The 19413-nt window shown below is 34.0% G+C and carries 17 protein-coding genes; 11 read left to right on the top strand and 6 right to left on the bottom strand.

Going from position 1 to position 19413, the window contains the following annotated elements; all coding sequences use genetic code 11:
• Window positions 1–72: 72 nt before the first annotated feature.
• The 3 genes from GCL57_RS10460 to rlmD all read left to right on the top strand — a co-directional run bounded on the left by GCL57_RS10460 (window position 73) and on the right by rlmD (window position 3435).
• Window positions 73–861 (top strand): ImmA/IrrE family metallo-endopeptidase, encoded by a 789-nt coding sequence (locus tag GCL57_RS10460; protein ID WP_152213291.1) that lies wholly within the window; start codon window positions 73–75, stop codon window positions 859–861.
• Between the two features lie 55 nt (window positions 862–916).
• Window positions 917–1867, top strand: a complete 951-nt coding sequence (locus tag GCL57_RS10465) for a hypothetical protein (RefSeq protein WP_152213292.1) — start codon at window positions 917–919, stop codon at window positions 1865–1867.
• 128 nt (window positions 1868–1995) lie between these two features.
• Window positions 1996–3435: a 23S rRNA (uracil(1939)-C(5))-methyltransferase RlmD gene (gene rlmD / locus GCL57_RS10470; RefSeq protein ID WP_152213293.1), complete on the top strand. Its 1440-nt coding sequence runs from the start codon at window positions 1996–1998 to the stop codon at window positions 3433–3435.
• A gap of 2 nt (window positions 3436–3437) precedes the next feature.
• On the opposite strand, the gene GCL57_RS10475 is transcribed toward rlmD, so the two are convergent.
• Genes GCL57_RS10475 through GCL57_RS10485 form a run of 3 tightly spaced genes read right to left on the bottom strand, consistent with a single transcriptional unit; the run spans window position 3438 to window position 6497 of the window.
• A complete protein-coding gene (locus tag GCL57_RS10475; protein ID WP_152213294.1) occupies window positions 3438–4295 on the bottom strand; it encodes a ParA family protein in 858 nt (285 codons plus the stop codon).
• 9 nt (window positions 4296–4304) lie between these two features.
• Window positions 4305–5432: a lysophospholipid acyltransferase family protein gene (locus GCL57_RS10480; protein WP_152213295.1), complete on the bottom strand. Its 1128-nt coding sequence runs from the start codon at window positions 5430–5432 to the stop codon at window positions 4305–4307.
• Window positions 5433–5447: 15 nt separating this feature from the next.
• Window positions 5448–6497, bottom strand: a complete 1050-nt coding sequence (locus GCL57_RS10485) for an NAD-dependent epimerase/dehydratase family protein (RefSeq protein WP_152213296.1) — start codon at window positions 6495–6497, stop codon at window positions 5448–5450.
• 94 nt (window positions 6498–6591) lie between these two features.
• Between GCL57_RS10485 and GCL57_RS10490 the strand changes: the two genes are divergently transcribed.
• The 3 genes from GCL57_RS10490 (at window position 6592) to GCL57_RS10500 (ending at window position 8786) form a co-directional block, all read left to right on the top strand.
• Window positions 6592–7800, top strand: coding sequence for a tRNA-dihydrouridine synthase family protein (locus GCL57_RS10490; RefSeq protein WP_161597705.1), 1209 nt, complete (start codon window positions 6592–6594; stop codon window positions 7798–7800).
• On the top strand, window positions 7769–8002 hold the full coding sequence (locus GCL57_RS10495; protein ID WP_152213298.1) for a hypothetical protein: 234 nt from the start codon (window positions 7769–7771) through the stop codon (window positions 8000–8002). The genes GCL57_RS10490 and GCL57_RS10495 overlap by 32 nt, the downstream gene beginning before the upstream one ends.
• Before the next feature lie 160 nt (window positions 8003–8162).
• Complete coding sequence (locus GCL57_RS10500; protein WP_152213299.1) at window positions 8163–8786, top strand: HNH endonuclease; 624 nt, start codon at window positions 8163–8165, stop codon at window positions 8784–8786.
• Window positions 8787–8873: 87 nt separating this feature from the next.
• Here GCL57_RS10500 and GCL57_RS10505 read toward each other — a convergent pair whose 3' ends face one another.
• Window positions 8874–9971, bottom strand: coding sequence for a hypothetical protein (locus GCL57_RS10505; protein WP_152213300.1), 1098 nt, complete (start codon window positions 9969–9971; stop codon window positions 8874–8876).
• A gap of 353 nt (window positions 9972–10324) precedes the next feature.
• Between GCL57_RS10505 and GCL57_RS10510 the strand changes: the two genes are divergently transcribed.
• The 4 genes from GCL57_RS10510 to GCL57_RS10525 all read left to right on the top strand — a co-directional run bounded on the left by GCL57_RS10510 (window position 10325) and on the right by GCL57_RS10525 (window position 14337).
• Window positions 10325–11161 carry an alpha/beta fold hydrolase gene (locus tag GCL57_RS10510; RefSeq protein ID WP_152213301.1) on the top strand — a complete coding sequence of 279 codons (837 nt, stop codon included), beginning with the start codon at window positions 10325–10327 and terminating at the stop codon, window positions 11159–11161.
• Window positions 11162–11311: 150 nt separating this feature from the next.
• The gene (locus GCL57_RS10515) at window positions 11312–12466 is read left to right on the top strand and encodes a branched-chain amino acid transport system II carrier protein (protein WP_152213302.1); all 1155 of its coding nucleotides are present in this window, start codon (window positions 11312–11314) and stop codon (window positions 12464–12466) included.
• A gap of 763 nt (window positions 12467–13229) precedes the next feature.
• On the top strand, window positions 13230–13625 hold the full coding sequence (locus GCL57_RS10520; protein WP_152213303.1) for a hypothetical protein: 396 nt from the start codon (window positions 13230–13232) through the stop codon (window positions 13623–13625).
• Between the two features lie 307 nt (window positions 13626–13932).
• Entirely contained in the window at window positions 13933–14337 is a 405-nt protein-coding gene (locus GCL57_RS10525) for a hypothetical protein (protein ID WP_152213304.1), read from the top strand.
• A 59-nt stretch (window positions 14338–14396) separates the two neighbouring features.
• Here the strand turns inward: GCL57_RS10525 and GCL57_RS10530 are convergent, their stop codons facing one another.
• Window positions 14397–15944, bottom strand: coding sequence for an ATP-binding protein (locus GCL57_RS10530; RefSeq protein ID WP_152213305.1), 1548 nt, complete (start codon window positions 15942–15944; stop codon window positions 14397–14399).
• A gap of 294 nt (window positions 15945–16238) precedes the next feature.
• A complete protein-coding gene (locus GCL57_RS10535; RefSeq protein ID WP_152213306.1) occupies window positions 16239–18554 on the bottom strand; it encodes a gluzincin family metallopeptidase in 2316 nt (771 codons plus the stop codon).
• A gap of 432 nt (window positions 18555–18986) precedes the next feature.
• Here GCL57_RS10535 and GCL57_RS10540 point away from each other — a divergent pair, with 432 nt between their 5' ends.
• Entirely contained in the window at window positions 18987–19301 is a 315-nt protein-coding gene (locus GCL57_RS10540) for a cupin domain-containing protein (protein WP_152213307.1), read from the top strand.
• The last annotated feature ends 112 nt before the right edge of the window (window positions 19302–19413 follow it).

A 19413-nucleotide genomic window follows, 5' to 3' on the forward strand; every position in this document is an offset into this window, starting at 1 on the left:
TTCGTGTTACAATTCATGAAGGTTTCTTCATTCAACTCTTAAATTTTGTTTTTTTCAAAAAGGACACGTGCAATGATAAATGTCGAAAATAATCGTTTTCCGCATAGCGCAGAGTTATTCAGATTTTGTAAAGAAGTACTTACATTAAGAAAAAGTACGCCCGAAAAAGTAACAGACCAAGATGTTGGCGCTCTCCTTGGCTTCGACCCTGCTGATTGTACTCACTGGAAATATGGCCGAAAAAATATTAAATCAATTCAAAATATCAATCAACTTGCTAATGCTCTCGAGGTTGATCCTAGAAATTTAATTGATATATCACTGGGAAAAAATGTTTTATATGATGCTTTATTTGAATATCAAGGTTATGGAGAATTTTTAAACAGTGCTGATGAACGAAATACGCTCATGCAAGAAGCAAATCGAATAATAGAACTTGCTAATATTAAGGCCGTTCCTGTACTCTTGCCCGAGTTGTCACAAGTGTTACCTGATGTAGAATTAAAAGCTCAAGAAGATCAAAAGGAGATTGTTCAATCTCGCTATGAAAATGGAAAGTGTTTAATTTCTTGGCAAAAAGGAGAGCGATTTGGAACCGCACTCCGGTTTTTATTAGCGCGTGAGTTTGCTTTGGTGTTATTGAGTTCTGAGACATTAAAGTCAGAACTTCCGCAAGGAAAAAATACAAATTTTGCGAACACTCTAGCTCTTTTCTTGCTTATGCCGTCGCATTTGTTACAAATTGCTTGTAGCCAATGTGATCCTGCTCGCGACACAGTAGAGCAATTGATGGATCTTTTTTGGCTGAGCCGCACTCTTGTGAACATTCGGCTTAAAGACTTTTTGATTTATAGAAACTAACGGCTCTTTGATTGGTTTTCAGAGCTGTGTTTCTACTCAACTCTTGGAAACAGTTATGGATATATTTGCAATTGTCTCGCTCGTATTTTCTGGCATTGTGCTTTTATTATGTGCATGGCTTGTTTTATCGAAACAAAAAATATCTACGAAAGTTATTGAATTAAATAATAAGCTTATTGTACTAGAAGCTAGAGAATTCGCAGTAAAGAGTCCACAATACTCTCCAATAAGTGAAAAAAAATTGATCCAAACAAAGCCTCAAGTTTCAGAAGTGACTTCTGTTCACTCTTCAGAATTACTTGATTTAAGAAAAGAAGTATCAAAATTAAAGGATGATAATAAAAAATTTAAAGAAGAACTGCGCCTCAAAGAAAAAGAAATTAAAGGGCACTCTGAAGCAACTATGAATAAACTATATATATTAACCGAAGAAAACTCAAAGCTTATAGAGCAAATGAGATCTATGGATCTTGAGCTTAAAGCATCTCATAATATAAATAAAAATAAGGTACCACTCCAAGAGTTTGAAAATAAACTTATTGAAATGAACTCATTAAAAGAAGAATTCTCAAAAAATAGACAAAAAACTGCTGATCTGGAAAAGAATTTAAGGCAGAACTCACTAAAACTCTCTGCTCATCTAGAAAAGTTAAAAGTGACTGAGTTTGAGCTGCAAAAATGGCAAGAAACCGCTAGAACCCTTGATGGAAAATCTCTCGATCCAAATTCCTTTTTAAGGTGGTATGATCGTGCAATAACTGGTAGGAAAATGTACCGTTTGATGCGTCAAATGAGGGAACTCTCTGACAGTAAGGTCACAACTTATCAAGAAGGGGTTGTTGCCTTATCTAAGTGGGTATTAGAACAAAAAAACTTGACCCCGCCTGCGCTTTCTGAAAATGAAATTCAAGCGGATAGACTCTTGGCTGAAGCTTGGAATGCTATTTTAAAAGCAGAAGCAAATGTGAAAAGCATTCCTGAATCTGCTCAATCAGCAATCAACTAATGTGAAATTAGAGTTTTAAAAAGAGTTAAATTTTTTTGATTATTTGTTATGTAATACATATATAGTATGTAAATATTGAGTATATTTGTTTGTTTTTTGAAAACTTTAATATTGGTGATATTTTCTTTATGAAAGATTTTAGTAAAGTGGGTTTTAGCAGCCGTTCGTCTTCCTCTTCCTCTAGACCGGATAAAAGAGGAGGCTTTTCCGATAAAACCTATAGGCGGGATAGAGACCAGTATCCTGAGCGAGATAGTCGTGATGTTCGTCCAAATCGTGAAAAAGACAGAAGCCCCGAAAATTTTGTAAGATTGATAACGACAAAATCAGGGGTATCTGAACGTGTTATGCACGAAGATCAATGTCGAGTTCTCGAAAAATGTGGTTCATGCCCATCTCTTGATATTTCATACAAAAACCAATTAATACAAAAGACTGCAGATCTTAAATTGCGTGTCCAAAAAGCAGGATCTGACTTTTCTTCAGTCTTAGTTAAGGACTGCGTTGAGTCCGAAGATCGTTTGGGTTACCGTCATACAGTCAAGCTCGTTGTTTCTGAAAGACTCAGTTTAGGGGGGCGCTCTTTTCAAAAAGAAGGGAATAAGCGTTGGATTGATCTTGGTTTTTACAGACAATCCTTAAATGAAGTCGTCGATATAGGCCGTTGTCCTATCCAGTCCAATACTCTGAACGATGTTATGGGCTGGCTGCGCACGGGTATTCGACTCCACAATGTGAGTGTTTACACACCAAGAAATAAAACAGGGCTTTTACAAAGTGTTCTTTTACGAACATCTCGGCATACAAGACAAACACTTCTTACTTTTATAGTTACAAAAGCTGATCTTGCGACTTTACGTCCTTTAGCGCGTGACATTGCAGAAAAATATATGAACGTTCAAGGAATTTATATGCAAGTTGTTGCACCAGGACGTACTTTAAATTCTGATGAAGAAAAACAAAATGAAAATTTAACTTTAATCGTTGGACAAGATCTTCTCGAAGAAAAATATGGTAATTTTATTTTTAAATTTTCTGCTGCAAGTTATATGCCTGTGAACCCATTATTAACCAGTCGTATTTATGCTCGTATTGAAGAATTAATGGAGCTTTCTGGTAAAGAAACAGTAGTCGATCTATTTGCTGGTTCTGGTGGAATCTCTATAACAGCCGCACCTTCTGCCCGTGAAGTTATTGGAATTGATTGTTCTCCACATTCAGTAAAAGATGCTATTCGCAATGCAAAAATAAATGAAATTAAAAATGTTGACTTTTATGAAGGCAAAGTTGATGAAGTATTGGCAAAATTGAATGCAGAAAAAAGATTGCAAAAAGCCGATGTTGTTATTTTAAATCCTCCTCGATTGGGATGTGAAGGAAAAACAATTGAACATATAACTGAGCTCGCACCAAAAACAATTATTTATTTGTCATCTTTTATTGATACCACTTTTAAAGATTTAAAAAACTTTAAAAAAGCAGGTTTTGAACCTGAGTTTTTTGAACCTTTCGACTCTTCTCCTGGAACTCTGAATTATGAAGTTCTTTGTTACTTAAGTAAAAAATAGTTTTAATCTAAATGAAGAGAGTCGCTCTTTTCTTTAATTTGGTTCTTTTTATTTTCAATACTTTCATTTGCAGGTATTTTAGTTTGTGAAATACTTTCAATTGAATGAAAGAGTGAATTGATTGCTTGGCTCACAGCATGATCTGGATGACCTATGACAATGGGTTTTATCTCTGAATGAGACTCACGAATTTTAACACTTGATGGAATAAAAGGTTCTAAAATAGAGAAACCAATTTTTTGTAATTCTTGAATAATTCCTAAAGAATGTTTTGTGCCTTTTTGATATTGATTTACTACTATCCCTAAGACTTTTAAACTTGGATTATGATCTTGACGAACTTCTTCAATTGTATTTTTAATTTCTGATGCAGCACGGATGCTAAAAGCATCACAGTCAATTGGGATTATAATTTCATTGGCAGCAATAAGGCAAGCAAGACTAAAGAAATCATTTGCAGGTGGAGGATCTAAATAAACATGGTCGTAAGTATTGTTTTTTAATCCTTCACGCAATTTCATTATTTTATGTTTATTTTCTAATTTTGTGCGTAAATCTTCGAGTTCTCTGTTACAAGCAACTAAGTGTAAATTAGGAATTTTTGTATTCAAGGTAATATATTCAAAAATAGATTGTCTAAAAATATTTAAATGAAGACAGCTTTCATAATAATCAGCAAGAGTGTTATCAGGATATTTTTCTTGACCTAAAATATATGAAGTTGCATTTCCTTGTGGATCAGAATCGATTAAGAGAGTTCTTTTTCCTGATCTTGCCGCACAAGCGGCTAGATTTACTGCTAAAGTTGTCTTGCCAACTCCACCTTTTTGATTGTAAATAACCCGAATTATTGGTGCCATTATTTCCCCTTAACCAAACCAGATGCTGCGTCTATTTTTAAGTTTATCTACGATCGTATCTTGAATTTGTTCCTTAACCATTCTACTCATTTTATAAACTAAGACTCTATCTTTTTCAGCCCCAGGTCCAAAATTTGTAAAATCGATGGGAGGAAGTATGTGAATGCTCCATTTACTTGGTAATGGCAGAGCGCCCAGAGGACCAAGCCACGGAAAAGTCCAAGTGATAGGTGTATAAGGAAGCCCTAGTATTCTAGAAATAGAAGTTTCTTTGGCAATCATTGGGTGAATTTCTTCGGGCCCAATAAAAGCAACAGGAATCAGTGGGGAACGTGTTCGCAAACAAAGACGGATGAACCCACCACGACCAAAACGAGCAAGATGATATTTATCTCGATATAATTTCCCTAGTCCTTTGACTCCTTCTGGAAATACTATGACTGGATGATTGTTTTCGAGAAGTTGTTGAGCATTGTCTTGACTTGCACGCACTCCCCCAAAACGATTCATAAGAGAACCTAAAAAAGGAAAATGAAATAAGAAATCTTCAACCATAAAGCGAAGATCTCTATGCATATGATGTTCTCTTTGTATTGCCATTTTTAACATAGTTGCATCGTAAGGGAGGCCTCCTGAATGGTTACCCACTAGCAATGCAGGGCCTTCAGAAGGAATATTTGATATTCCATACGTCTCAACTCGCCAATATTTAATATAAAAGAAATTTAAGAGAGGGCTGACAAATTTGTCAAAAATAGGATCATAACCAAAAGGGTCAACTTCTTCACTTCGTAACCTTAATGAAAATTCGTGATATTTTCTGCGCAGATTAAAAGGATTTAATCCGGTAAAAAATTCGTCAGCAGCAGGCTCAAGTGGATTGCTTTCACTTGTTGTAAAAGTTTTTTCAATTTCTTGGCGAAATTCTTGCATTTTGCCAATTACGCTTTGAAGTTCTTCTTTGGTAGCAAACTTTTCTTGATTGTCAGTAAATTTATTTTGTAAATCTTTTTCTATGCGACTGAATTGTTCAATGAGCATTCTTCTTATATTAAATACTTGATTAGAAAAATTTTGTAAGGAATCATTTGCTGAAAGGTGTTTATTTTTTTCTTTGTGTGCTGTACTAGTGCTCATAATTAAGTTACCTTATTAATATATTCTTTGAAAACCTTGTGAAGTTGCATACGCCTCATCTTCACCGAGAGTTGACGAAGGAACAGAAAAACCAATTTGTCTTAATCGGTTGGCTTCAATCATGGATTTAAGCGCTTGTCGACTGGAATATTTAGCAGTAAATCCCAATTCAGTTTCAGCTTTTTTCCCATCAGCAACACATAGAAATTGAAAAAAGGGTACAATTTCTGAAGGTAATTCCCATATTCTTGTGGCATAACCCGCAGAAAAGAATGTTTTACACAGAGCAGAAAAGAATGGCACAGGTATTTTTCCAGACATATGAACACCTGTACTTAATGGTAGAATACCCCGACCAACAATATTAAAAACTCCTTTAATGTTATTGGTAAGGGCAATAATTTGTGCTCTAACAGCATCATCTTCATGAATAAATTGAACCAGTGGATCGTAGCCTAGTACTTTTGGTACAATTCCAGACATAAAGTAACGAGCACGAATATTTGTTGAGTTAGGTCCTAAAATAGGGGCGAATCTTAGAATTGTCACTGCGCACTCTGGATAGTTTAAAATAAAATCTTCCAATTGTTTTTCGACATCAACACGTGTTTTTACAAAGGAAGGACCTTGAAATTTTAATTCATAATTTTCATGAATAAAATTCGGATTTTTAGGATGTGCGCCATAAACAAATGTTGCGCTATGGACAATTAATTTTTTTATTTGTGCTTCGGCAATAGCATTTAAAATATGAAAAGTTCCAATGGATTCGACTTCGTGATGATAACTTTTTCGTCGCGTTGGGCCTGAGAAAAGAGAACCATGAATAAAAGCTGTTACATTATTTTCTAAAAGAGTAGAAGCTATTTCAGCGCTGGCCTCGTCTTTCGTTAAATCCACTCGATGGAAAATAAATTTGCTAGATGCAACTGAAGGAGAATGAATATCAAAAATATGAACTTCTTTAACTGTTGATAATTCAGCCAGTCGTTTTAAGACCAAAGTAGTTAAAAAACTTGAAGCACCTGTTAGACCTATACGCTCGTGAATTTGTATATTTTCCATACCTTTACAGCCTATTTCTCTTTCTTGTTGAAGCTTAGAGTTTTTTCACTTATACCACGCAGTGTTTGAAAAATGATTTTATCGAGGAATGAGTGTGTTGTCGTCAACAAGTAAAAATAATATAAGTAACAACATCATAGGATTAGCGCCTATGGAGGGCGTTACATGCCTTGCAAGTCGACTGTGGTTTTCACAAACATCCTATCCCGATTTTGCCATGACACCTTTCTTACGCGTCACTCGAGACTACCCTTGGAAACGGGTTGCTTCAACGTATGCGGCAGAAATTTTTGACCTAAAAAAATGTTTTAACTATGACCTTATTCCTCAGTTGATGGGAACTTCACCTGAGGACTTAGAACGCATTGCAACACCTCTCCTAAGCAATACTTCTTTTGTTGATATCAATTGTGGCTGTCCTTCTCCAAAAGTAGTTGGAAGCCATGCAGGAAGTGGATTACTTGAAAAGTCTGAAGTCTTTTCAAACTTTGTAAATGGACTTGAAAGTCGCCTAGGGGAAAAAAAATTTAGTATAAAAATGCGTTCAGGGTTTACCTCTGACGAGGAGTTCCCTGAACTCTTAAAAATTGTTGCTCATGCGAAAATATCACAATTAACACTCCATGCGCGTACGAGAAAAGATCGTTACACAGGAAAAGCACGTTGGAATCTTATTCATGCAGCTTCACAAGAATGTAGCTTTCCTATTGTTGGTTCTGGAGACATCACCGATTTTAAAAGTTTTCAAAAGCTGAGTCAGCAAGCTCCAAATTTAAATAAATTTATTATTGGTCGCGGAGCTTTACGAAATCCATGGATATTCAAAGAGTTAAGAGAAAAAACTTCGGTTACTATATCGAACCAGGTGCTTATCACATCACTGGCAACTTTTGCTATTTTGCAAGAATTGGTAGTGCGCGATAGTCAAAAACTTTTTAATTTAATTGAACGTGGAGATTTTTTGTCGAGTTGTGATACAAATGAAGAACGATGGGAGAATTTGTATCATAAGTTGTCAAATGCTTTGTTTGGTGATTATATTCCCACCGCAAAACTAAATGTTGAAAGAGCAAGTTTTGCTAGAGTAAAAATGATCTGGAACTCTCTAAGAAGTTCTTTACCTGAAAAGTTTATGGAACCAACTTTATTAAGATCTGCCTGTTTCTCAGATTTTGCGCATAGTTTTATGGGTTTATGTGAGAAAAAAGAAATTCTTTTGCCACTTGAATATAAAGAGCAATTTGATTGGATTTACTCGGGAGCAAAGAATCATGAACATGAAAATCAGCAAAGACATAATTAATGAAAATAAGTCGTTAAATAAAGCAAATAATGCACAACAAGAAGATGTGCAAAATTTATGGAACCAATATCAAAAGCAATTAAATAAGAAAAAAGTGGGATCAGCAATTTTTGTAACAATTTTTCTTTTTATTGTTATTTTGCTTGTATTCATTGGGCTTTATATTGTGATGTCTACAAATTCTCCTCTCAGTGGTTCGTAATTTTGACCTCATACACTATTGATTTATTAATTATCGACCGATAAGATTATTGTAAGTTTAGAGTTATATATAAATTAAATGTTTTCATCATTTTATATCTCATTAAAATGATCAGGAAGTGGCGCGTCTGATTGTTTTTTCAATATAATCAGGATGGTCTATGGGCAGTTTTGAAAGAAAAGTGCTTGTTCTTGATTCCCGTTTTGAGCCTGTGAAAGTCGTCACAATGGAAGCTGGATTTGTTCTTTTGTATGCAGGCCGAGTTTCTGTCATTCTTGAATCTGAACGAATTATTCAAGGTGTTTCACGTTCATGGAAAGTCCCTTGGATTGTCCGCTTAGAAGGATGCAGACCTCGTACAAAAAGACTCAATGGTCCTCGCTTTTCAAGGCAAAATATTTATTTACGTGATGGTTTTCGCTGTCAGTATTGCAGTTGGAGTGGGCCTTGTTCAAATCTCACTCTTGATCACCTTATTCCTTCTGCCAAGGGTGGAAAGACCACATGGGAAAATATCGTTACAGCATGCAAAACATGTAATATGAAAAAAGGTGCGAAAACAATTGAAGAGCTTGGTATTCGCTTGCAAAGACCACCCTCAAAACCACATTTGCACCCTACCGCATTGTTTCCACTTCGTTATGGTTTAACGACTAAAAACTCTCCAGTCGTCTGGGTTCCTTATCTTGATTTATCGGTGGCCGACAGAGCCTTAGCTGTGGGATTTGATTCTTCACCTTTATTTATTCCCGCTTTGCAGCAGGGGATGGGCATTCAATTTTAAAATAAAAAACTTAATAAATGCTCGTGTTCCATTAGTTCACATTTTTTAGCCCAACTGTTTCTTAATTTGGACACACAATATTATTTATTACTTAAGGCCGTTTTGAGCTCTATTGTATAACTTATCTGTTAAATAATTTATTATTAATTCTAAACTTATAATCTCTTTTTTGGGGTTTGGATAATTTATCCACTTGGCAAATGATTGATAGGCTGAAGGATTATAAACTTTTTCTAACTTTTTAAAAGCTTCAACTAATATAATCCGTATATATTCTTTATCTATAGATTTTAAATCATGTATTTTAAGGCGAAAAGTACCACTAGAATCATTCAAAAAATTGTCTTTATCATAATCACTAAAATTATTTGCTGGTTTATCTAAACTAAGCTTACTCCATGGAGTTTTTTTATAATTCATATTATCTTGTAAAAATGCAAAGCTCCATCCATGATCTATTTTTACAAACACTTTCTCATGATCAACTAGAGCTGTTCCTAGATTGGCTGAATGCGTGTCATAATCTCCAAGCCATAAACTTATAGCAATAACTTCACCTAAATTTGTATTTTTATTATTTTGAACAAAGTTTTTAAAAGAAGTGCCTTTCGTGTGTATACGCCCAGGTCGTTTACTCAAACCCATAATCTTAAATACTTCTTTAAAATCATCAAAAAATGATGAACCTACATATATATTATTATGTAGATCATCTTTTACATTTGTTTTTGTATCAATTGATGAATCGTATTTCGCTAAAATCACACCAGCACCATATCCTTGAAGAAAACAAGAATAGAAAATTGCGGCAATAAATTCTGCGATATTTTCTCCATCATCTCTTCCCTGTTTAAATAATAATCTTCTTTTTTTTCCATTGGTATCTATTTCATAAACGCCAGTAAGAGCGCCTTTTGCCGAAACTCCACCTATTTTTTTAGAAATACTTTTATATTCATTTATGTAGCTTGGAAAATCTTTTAACTGATTCTCAATAAAAACAAAGCAGTCCTTCGCTTTATCTGAAGGGGAGTTTTTAGAGAGGTTAGAAGTCCTAAAAGGAGAAGAATTTTTAGAGGGGGCAAAAGTGTTAGAAGGGAGGTTTTCTCCTCCTTGCCCACATGAGGTGCTAATTATTGAAAATATAAGAAAAATTAAAGTTAAAGAAAGTTTATTTGTGCACATTTCTCCCCCTTTTCTTACAAAATAAACTTATATCGACAGAATCATTCTTAAATTTAATAGTATTTTTTGATAATATTAGGGTGTCTTCTCGGGTTTCATCCCTAAATGAGAGAACACTCAATATAAATCGTTGGCAGCTAGAATGTTTTAATTTATTATACTGAATGAGTGATAAATAAAAAAAAATGCTAGTATACAAAATGTTCTTATAATATAAATCACTTATTGTGATTACTTAACTTTTTTTATTGTGTTTAACTAATCCATTGCCTTTCCTTTTCTTGCTAAAAAGTATCAACTTGAAATGGGGGTCATGATTAATTATAAATATTTTATATGTTGGAGATGATTATATGCATTTATTTGAAAACTATTTTATTGATGTGAATGGATATAATACGCGATATTGGTCAGTTGGAAGTTCTCCATCTATTATTTTATTACTTCATGGTTTTGCATTGTCAGTTGAGTTTTGGAGTGAAAATATTCTAGAGCTGTCTAAAGATCATAAAGTGATAGCTGTTGATTTATTGGGATTTGGTCAAACTGATAAGCCGAAATCTAAACCAAAATTAGAAAATCACCCTTTATTTATTCATGAATTTCTTAAAAAATTAAATATAAAAAAAGTAAAAATAATTGGTCACTCAATGGGTGGTCTTATTTCATTAAAATTTTCACAAATGTTTCCTGAAATGGTTGAACATTTAGTTTTAATTGGAAGTCCAGGATTTAGAACGGATATTCCTATACATTTATCAATATTCTCACTTCCTTTTTTAGGTGAAATTATGGTTAAGCCGAATAAAAAAGGTTTGGAGAATGCATTAAATCGAAATACATTTAATAAAAATGTTATTAAAAAAGAACAAATTGAGTTATTATATAATTATTCACTTAATCCGCAAATGAATAAGGTTTTGCTTTGGGTAAACAGAAGTGCTGTAAATATTTTTGGCATTAAAAAACATATTGTAAAAACTATAAAAAAAGAAATACATAAACTAAAAATGCCTGTTATGATAATTTGGGGTAAAGAAGACTCTATTATTTATGTCAGTCATGCCCATGCAGGAAAAGAACTCATTCAGCACTCTCGTCTCGTTATTTTTGAAAATTGTGGACATATGCCGCAAATTGAGTATCCCGAAAAGTTTAATGAAATAGTTCTTGATTTCTTTTCTCAATAGAATTTTTTTTTGACTTTAAGTTTTTGAAATATTAGAGATGTTTATCTCTCCCAAAGAGTTGGATTGATATTATAAGTTGACAAGTAAGGTATAAAAGGATTTTATGACCTCTTGTTTTGGCTAGTCATCCAGTTCTTTGGGGATTTTATCATGTCGGCTCAAGTTAATTCGGTTGCAAAATTTAAAATATTTATAGCGGGTTTTGCAGCATTTGCAATGTTTTTTGGATCTGGAAATCTTGTCTTTCCTTTAATGTTAGGAAGTCAAAGTCCATCAAATTGGCTTTATTCTTCAATTGGGCTTGCAATTACTGGAGTCTTTGTCCCTTTTTTAGGTCTTGTTGCAATGACATGCTTAAAAGGTTCTCAAGATGCCTTTTTTCGCTGGCTTGGCAAAGTAGGGGGGTGGATTATTCCATTTCTTATACTTATGTTGATAGGCCCTTTTGGAGTCATTCCTCGCTGTATTGCTGTTGGCTACGGCGCTTGGCAATCCTTTTCTGAACAGACTCCATTATGGATATTTGCTCTCGTCTGTGTAAGCATAATTTGGCTTGCTACGTTTAGCAATGCAAAAATTGTTGATATTATTGGAAAATATTTTACACCATTTAAATTAGGCGCTTTGGCTCTTGTTATTGGAGGTTCTCTGTATTTTGCCTTGATTTCTAAACAGACGATCTCAAGCGACATAAACTCAGTAAGCCCCGCAACTTCATTTAAAGTTAGCTTTTTTGAAGGTTACCATACGATGGATTTAATGGCAGCGCTCTTTTTTGGGGTAAGTTTGGTCACATATTTTAAATCGAAAGATAATGAGTCAATTCCATTTAAACCCACTTTGGGTGCTATGGCTATTGGAATGTCTTTGCTATTTGTTGTTTATATGGCTCTTGTTTATTTAGGGGCTGCTTATTCGGGACAAATATCACACTTGCCCGCAACTCAAATGTTGCCCGAAATTGCTAGTATTGCTTTAGGGGAAACCTCAGATTATCTTATTTCATTTACATTGGTAGTGTCTTGTCTAACAACTGCAGTGGCCCTTACCTCTGTTTCTGTCGATTTTATATGTGAAAAAATTTCTTTCTTACGGACAAAACGTCAGCTTACTTTGATGTTTTGTATAGCAACAACATTTGTGATTGCTCTCACTGGCTTTACAGGGATAATGGCCTTTATGGCTCCCATTTTGATTTGGCTTTATCCTTTTATTATCTTTTTGGCTGTTTTAAATATCATAGTGCATTTTTATAAAAAAATTGCTGCTGCAAAGTTAAAAACGGATGCAAAGAAAGCCGCATAATTTAAATAGTTTTTAGAGCTTTTTGTTTTTAAGAGAGACCAGCCTTGGTCTCTCTTTTAATTTCTTAAAGAATATCTACTTTGAAAATTTAAATTAAATTCAATGAAATACTAAATTGTCTGGCAAGAATAAATAAACATAAATTTATATAATTAAAAAAAAATAAAAAAATAAATATTTTTTTGAGTTTTCTTTTGCAAATAATTAGGTACTAGAGCTCGTGATTATTTTGTAATATAGGGAGTTGTATATAGAAGAGACTTGATTGTATTTCTTATAATATTTTTTCACAAAAAAAATTAGTTATTCGGCCAAAATAAAAATAATTAAATTTAAAAAAAAATAAATTTTACTAATTTTAATTTTTTGGTATTCTATTTTTTATTGAATACTCAGGTTTTAGCGTGATTTTTGTTTTTTTATTGTAAAAAATATTAATAAAATATTTTTTAAATTAATTATTTATATGTCCAATTAAAATATGTATTTTATTGTTGTCAATATTTTAAAATTCTCTTTATTTTTATTTATTTGGGTTCTTGACATGTATTTATTTTTAATTTAAGTCTTTGCAAGAGCTTAAATACTATTTTTAGTTAAAAAATATTGATAATTAAGGGTTTTTAATAATGCTTTAGAGATGTTTCTGAAGGGTTTTATTTTACTTATATTAATTATAAATTCTGAATTTGTATTTAGTGCTTTAATCTGAATTTTTGCTTTTAATTAGAGAAATTTTTCTCATTCAATTTGGAGATTAGATATGATTAAGAAATATATATTTGCAGTAAGTTTAGTTAGTACAACTTTTTGCTTTGCAGAGAGTTTACCACAAGGTTCGTATGAAACTGAGCTTATGTCAAGCCAACATGGTCAGCCAAAAATTGTTGTAAAAGAAAATAATAATGTTGAAGTTTATCTTGACAATAGATGCCGATTTAACCAATTTGGTGAAATTGCGCTCTGTACCAGAAATCTTATAATTCCAGAATTAACAAAAGCAAGTCATGTATATAGTTCTGCAGATGGGGTTAAAAAGATTTATAAACTAGGACATACTCACTATTCAGTTGTTACAAATAAAGATCAACCAAATAGATTTTTAGTCCAGGACAATGAAGGCAATATAGTTTATTCATTACCATTAACTAAAAATTAATTATATAAATGAATAGTTTTTGTAGTATTTAAGATCAAATGAATTTTAATTTGTAAAAAAATTTATTCTTGACAATATTTAAAAATTCGTTTAATAAATTGTTTCAGTGTGAAGTATTGTTTATTGTTGTTTATGTCTTATTAATTAAATTGATTTTTTCTTAGTATACACTCGTATTTTGGAAAATAAATTTATTATTAATCTAATGTTTACAATGACTGGGGTAAGCGGTACTTCATGCTTTTTTTACAAATTTTAAACGATTTTTATATTTTGAAAACAAACTTTCAATTTAATAGGAATTCAAATGTTTAAAAAATTTGTTGTAAGTACGTGTCTTATTGTATCTGGGGTGAGTTTTGCCCAAAATTTACCAAATGGTATTTGGGAAACAGAATATATGTCTGCAAGAGATGGACAACCAAAAGTTGTTATTCATGAAAATAATAAAGTAGATCTCTATATAGACAAGCGTTGCATTTTCAACATTTTTGGTGCGCCAGGAGTATGCACTTTAAACTTGTTGATTCCAAAATCAACAACTGCAGAGGTTGTGCATAGCTCAGCTGATGGTATTAAAAAAGTTTATAAACTGAAAGACACCAAATTTGCATTAGTGACCGTTAATGGTGTGCCAAAACGCTTTTTAGCTGAAGAAGCAGATCATGTTATTTACTCTTTACCAGTGAATAAAACAATTCTTCATCCATAATAAAATCACCTCAAAATAAATTATTTGAGGTGATTTAAAGTATGATAAAATATTTTAAATTAATAAATATTATCGGCAAACATTTTATTTAGAATGCGATAGCTTAAAACAGAATTGAGAAAATGAATTGAATCTTTTTCTTTGGGAAATAATTCTTGAAAGCAAAAAATGAGTTCATTTATTTTGATTTGTCCTCTGTTTGATAAATTTTGGCACTCTGGTTTTCGCTGTAAAAAAGATTCATTTAGAGTGTTGAGTTGAAAAAATTCTGGATGAACATTAATATTGTTTTGCAACTCAATAAATTTTTTGCTGAAAGCTTCAATCTCTCCATTTTTTATAATTTTTAATAGTCTTTGAGAAAAAATATCTAAATTTTTTTCTTCGCACGTGTTATCTGCCCATAATTGAATAGAAAAGCGGTCGAGTAACGGGCCGCTTATTTTTTGCAAATATTTTCTGCTATTCGTAGGATTGCATCGACAAGGCTTCTTGCGGGAAAAGAGATAACCGCAAGCACAGGGATTGGTCGTTGCACAGAGTTGAAATTTTGCTGGGTAAATAATATGTCCCCCTGCTCGTGCGAGGCACACTTGTCCAGAGTCGAGCGGCTCTCTAAGGGATTCAAGGCTTGAGCGTGAAAATTCAGCCAACTCATCTAAAAACAGGATTCCGTGATGAGCCAGTGATGCTTCTCCTGGTTTGAGCATACTGCCTCCGACAAGTGCTGCCGAGCTTGCTGAGTGGTGAGGTGCACGAAAAGGTCTTTCTTCTTCATTTTGGGGAGATGCGTGAATCAGTCTGACATCAATCTTTTCTTTTTCACTGAGTGGAGGGAAAAAATTTGTAATTTTTTGCAGAGAGAAACTTTTTCCAACTCCCGGTTCTCCGGCAATTAATATGTTAAATTTACCAAGTGCAGCAATAATAATTGCAACACATATTTTTGGATTTTTTACCAAAAGTAAAATTGTATTTGTAATGGTCTTCGTTGAAATTTCATCTGTTATTTGAGCATTTGATTTTATGGTTTCTTTATATAAATTTTTTTTATTTTGTAAAATAATGGAATTGTTTTTTTTACGTGTGAGAAGCCATTTTTTTAGGGAAGAATAATATTCAATATTTTCTATTAAATTTAAGTCTATGTTTGTTTTAGACTGTGGCAGACAAAAAATAGTTTCCTTTTTAATTGAATGAAAAGCTGCATGATAGACGAGTGGGTTTTCAATTTTTTTTATTTCACCTGTTAGAGATATTTCTCCAGCAAGATATTCTTTTAAGGGTTTGAATAATTTTATTCCTTTATTGTTTTCTTGAAAAAGAGCATAAATAATAGAGGCGGCAACAGGAAAATCAAGTTGTGACAAAGGTGTTCGAGATAATTTAATGCGATCGCTTGGAGTGATATTAACAACAACTCTCCTTGCTGGTATGAGAATGCCTACGCTTTCTAATGCAGAGCGAATGCGTTCACGCATATCTCGAGTGATTTCAGAATTGAGGCCGAGAATATTTAAACCTGAAAATCCATTGCCAATTACGGTTTCTATTTCGATGGTGAAAACTTCAACACCAACAAGTATGCAAGAAAATGTTTTAGCCAATGAGAACCTCTATAAATAATTTATTAGTTTTAGTAATTTGAAAAAAATCAATTTACATAAGGAAGATGACCTATGTAAAAAACAAATTCTCTCTCCGCACATTTTTTGAACAGAGATGAGGCAAAAATGGTTGATTCATATTTTATGTAAGATTTAACACAATTAGAAATTTGATTAAAGATAATGTAAGCGAGAAGGAAAATCTTAATTATCTTGAAAAAAATGAACCATCATTTCATAGGAAACAATTTGCAGTTTTAGATCTAAATAGTTTCCAACTCTTACGCTGCTACACTAAGATCCAAGATTGTTATACTTAACTGGCTTCATCCTTAAATAAAAACGTTTTTTCGCCTGTGGCTTGCTGTTTACATCTTGGCCATCGTTAAGTATCTGCACCGAAGCATAATCCACACAACTTCCATCATCACGGTTAATTTCATCACACTGCGCTGTCACGACGAGAGGAATCTTAGCGGTATCTGCCTCAGATTTCAGAGTGTAAATAAAGGGAGAATGCTCTTTATCCTTCCAGTGAATTGCGCCCTGAATCGGACCGCCGACTAAACTAACCCGTACTTGGACAGGGAATTTAAATTTGTAGACTGCGGAATTCTTAAGCTGAACGGTGAGATTGAAGGGTTTTGTTTCGCCAGCTTTGAGCGTAACTGGAATAGGCCTAGAACGAGAACCGAGCTGGCCCGCACTCACGTCATTTCCATCCGCTTTGAAAACAAATTCAGCGTGGGAAGAGCCATCCATACTGAAATTACGTTTTGACAACGCAGCAAGAATAAGCGACCTAAAGTCGCCACTTTTGCGAACATTGCCATTGCCTAGCTCGTCGGCAAACAGCATATGTTCAAACCACTCTTTTTCTCCAAGTGCTGGGTGGTTTCTACTGAGGCGCATTGCATCTAAAGTCAAGTCGGTCATCATTTGCAGTCCGTTATAGATCCCGAATTTCTTTTCTGCGGAGGTCAAGATATCAAACATGGTGCCGCCAAACGCTTCGCCGTCGTCATGCACTTCGTTGGTCAAGAAAAATCCTGTTTGGTTAATAATACGCATATCTGATAAACTAGGGAATGAACTTGCGCCCGTCACATCATGCAACACCATTTGAGCAACAAAATCCGCCATACCTTCACTGAGTCCACCCGTGCCAGCCAAATTAATAAAATCTCCCATCAAACGATCCATGACACCGTGGCCAAGTTCGTGCCAAATCGTGGTATTATCACGAGCCATGTTGCTTTGATTTGGTGAATAAGTCGTAAAATTAATTGTGTCGTCTGTGTAATAGGCGTTGTTCTTCATGGAAATATCGGGGTCATATAAGAACGCATGGAACGGTCTAGTAGATAACTCTGGATCATTAAACCCACTTTTATGAAGTGTCTCGAACAATTGATCCACAGCCCAGTAAACTTGAATGCTGTCGAAACCGTTGTTCAGGTACTCGAGAGCGTTATGATCGACGAGACGAACTGCGTCGACGCGCTCAATTTCTTTGCGTGATACAAACGGCTTGCCGTGGTAAGTTCCTGTCGGAATCATCTCATCGTCACGATAATCAAAACGGAACTGCCCTGAAAATTGTGGTTTGAAGGCTAACTTCCCGGCGTATTGCTTAATAGCTTCAGGATGAACGTTGATTGAAGTGAATTTCCCTTCGAGTACAAAACCAGAAGCAAAATTATTATCAACCAATGGTAAAGCATTGTGAATTGCATTACCTTGCCGCTTAACATATGTGGGGGCCCAAAAACCATCTTTGCGACCGGCAGCGGTTAATCCTTTAAATGGATCGAGCATGGTATAAAAGTATTTCTTGCTACGTAGAGGTGTGTAAGGATCAGCATCAGCTTTGTGGATTTTGCTAACGAGGTTCCGCAAATAACCGGGAACACGCGGCATCAGTTCATTGGTTTTCTCAACTTCTTCATAAATTGGGTAAATGTGCACAGGAATAGTCATCGACTTGATGTTACTGTCAGCGTTTGGAAACTCTTCATAAAGATGATCAACAACTTTCATTCCAATCGGATCGATTTTAATAAGGTGCGTTCCGCGCTTTCCTTTGACTTTGACAATGCGGAGAACTTTATCTTTCTCAATCACATCTTTCCACTGTACTTTTCGAATCTGTTTATCATCTGGATGGTTAAGAACTTCGTTTCGCACTAAATCCATTGTTATGTCTGATGAAAGATGTGCTTGAACGGTCTCTAGATTAATGGAGCGACTTTGTTTTGCTAACTCGGAAGAAGTCATATCGCTCACTTGCGCTTCGACTTGGAAAAGTTGTCCTTGGCTATTAGTCCAAATACGCAATGTGTTTCCCTCCACCGGTAAACCATTTTGCAATTGTGTGAGCATGAGATAATTGTACTTAGCGAGTTTACGACTCTCCATCATCGAGAAGTCGGACACCGAAAGTGCAAAGCCGGTTTTCTGATTGATCACATCAATGATGTGAACGAAGTCACTATTGTTATCTTCTTTATACGTCCAACGTACACTTTTTGGATCGCTTGCAAATGCAACCAAACTGGATACCAAGCTAAAGTAAGTTGTGGAGAATGCCAAAATCAGTTTAATTTTCATTGGTATTTACCCCCTGAGGTTTAATAAAAAAGTTTATCGCGATAATAAATTTTTCTTATCACCTTCTCAATGGAAAAATTGCTTTTTTTATGCGCCAAGATGGCCATTTGAGTCCGCAATGGCATTCGGTTAATAATCAGACTTTCAGTTTCATAAAATTTGAGCCAAGGTTTTTTAAATATATTGAAAGCATACAGAGCCAGCGGGTATGGGTTAGTTTTAGAGTCAAGACTTTGGGAAACATATTAAAATCATTGAAGTGATAGTGGCAACATCTTAGGAAAGTGACAATGACAGGCGACGGTTGACTTCGCTGCTTATAAGATGTATTTTAAATACATCTTATAAGTTTGTTCACATCCCCGCTGTGCAAATGGATAAGGTGTGAGTTGAAAAACATTGAAGGTATTAATAACATTAAAGGAACAAAATATGACAATTACAAGAACTCTTTTAAGAAAAGATAAAAACATATTTGTTGTCAAACTTAATTTACAAGAAGGTGATTTTATTCCTGAGCATAATTCTAAAGCAGTGGTTACAGCAATTGTAGTGAGTGGTGAAGGCGAATTTAAGATTGAAGAAAAAACTGTAAAATTGACTTCCGGTGTTTATTTAGAAATGATGCCTTTTGAAAATCACTCCATACGTGCAAGCAAGCCCCTTGAATTGGTTGTGCATCATATTCTTCTTGATGAAATTCATTCCCATAATGATGAAAAATTATGCAGTATGCAAAATGCTTAGTTATTTGTTATTTTAAAAATACATAAGTAATAATTTAAAATAACATGATAAATTAAAATTAATTTATATATTTATGAAAATTTTTATTTATCATATTAAATTAAATTTTAAA

This window comes from Fluviispira multicolorata (assembly GCF_009208585.1).
Classification (GTDB): domain Bacteria; phylum Bdellovibrionota_B; class Oligoflexia; order Silvanigrellales; family Silvanigrellaceae; genus Silvanigrella; species Silvanigrella multicolorata.

Excerpts from the sequence above, each read along its gene's own strand:
- GCL57_RS10460 (WP_152213291.1), top strand. The coding sequence starts at position 73 with ATGATAAATGTCGAAAATAATCGTTTTCCGCATAGCGCAGAGTTATTC.
- GCL57_RS10465 (WP_152213292.1), top strand. The coding sequence starts at position 917 with ATGGATATATTTGCAATTGTCTCGCTCGTATTTTCTGGCATTGTGCTT.
- rlmD (WP_152213293.1), top strand. The coding sequence starts at position 1,996 with ATGAAAGATTTTAGTAAAGTGGGTTTTAGCAGCCGTTCGTCTTCCTCT.
- GCL57_RS10475 (WP_152213294.1), bottom strand. The coding sequence starts at position 4,295 with ATGGCACCAATAATTCGGGTTATTTACAATCAAAAAGGTGGAGTTGGC.
- GCL57_RS10480 (WP_152213295.1), bottom strand. The coding sequence starts at position 5,432 with ATGAGCACTAGTACAGCACACAAAGAAAAAAATAAACACCTTTCAGCA.
- GCL57_RS10485 (WP_152213296.1), bottom strand. The coding sequence starts at position 6,497 with ATGGAAAATATACAAATTCACGAGCGTATAGGTCTAACAGGTGCTTCA.
- GCL57_RS10495 (WP_152213298.1), top strand. The coding sequence starts at position 7,769 with ATGAACATGAAAATCAGCAAAGACATAATTAATGAAAATAAGTCGTTA.
- GCL57_RS10500 (WP_152213299.1), top strand. The coding sequence starts at position 8,163 with ATGGGCAGTTTTGAAAGAAAAGTGCTTGTTCTTGATTCCCGTTTTGAG.
- GCL57_RS10505 (WP_152213300.1), bottom strand. The coding sequence starts at position 9,971 with ATGTGCACAAATAAACTTTCTTTAACTTTAATTTTTCTTATATTTTCA.
- GCL57_RS10510 (WP_152213301.1), top strand. The coding sequence starts at position 10,325 with ATGCATTTATTTGAAAACTATTTTATTGATGTGAATGGATATAATACG.
- GCL57_RS10515 (WP_152213302.1), top strand. The coding sequence starts at position 11,312 with ATGTCGGCTCAAGTTAATTCGGTTGCAAAATTTAAAATATTTATAGCG.
- GCL57_RS10520 (WP_152213303.1), top strand. The coding sequence starts at position 13,230 with ATGATTAAGAAATATATATTTGCAGTAAGTTTAGTTAGTACAACTTTT.
- GCL57_RS10525 (WP_152213304.1), top strand. The coding sequence starts at position 13,933 with ATGTTTAAAAAATTTGTTGTAAGTACGTGTCTTATTGTATCTGGGGTG.
- GCL57_RS10535 (WP_152213306.1), bottom strand. The coding sequence starts at position 18,554 with ATGAAAATTAAACTGATTTTGGCATTCTCCACAACTTACTTTAGCTTG.
- GCL57_RS10540 (WP_152213307.1), top strand. The coding sequence starts at position 18,987 with ATGACAATTACAAGAACTCTTTTAAGAAAAGATAAAAACATATTTGTT.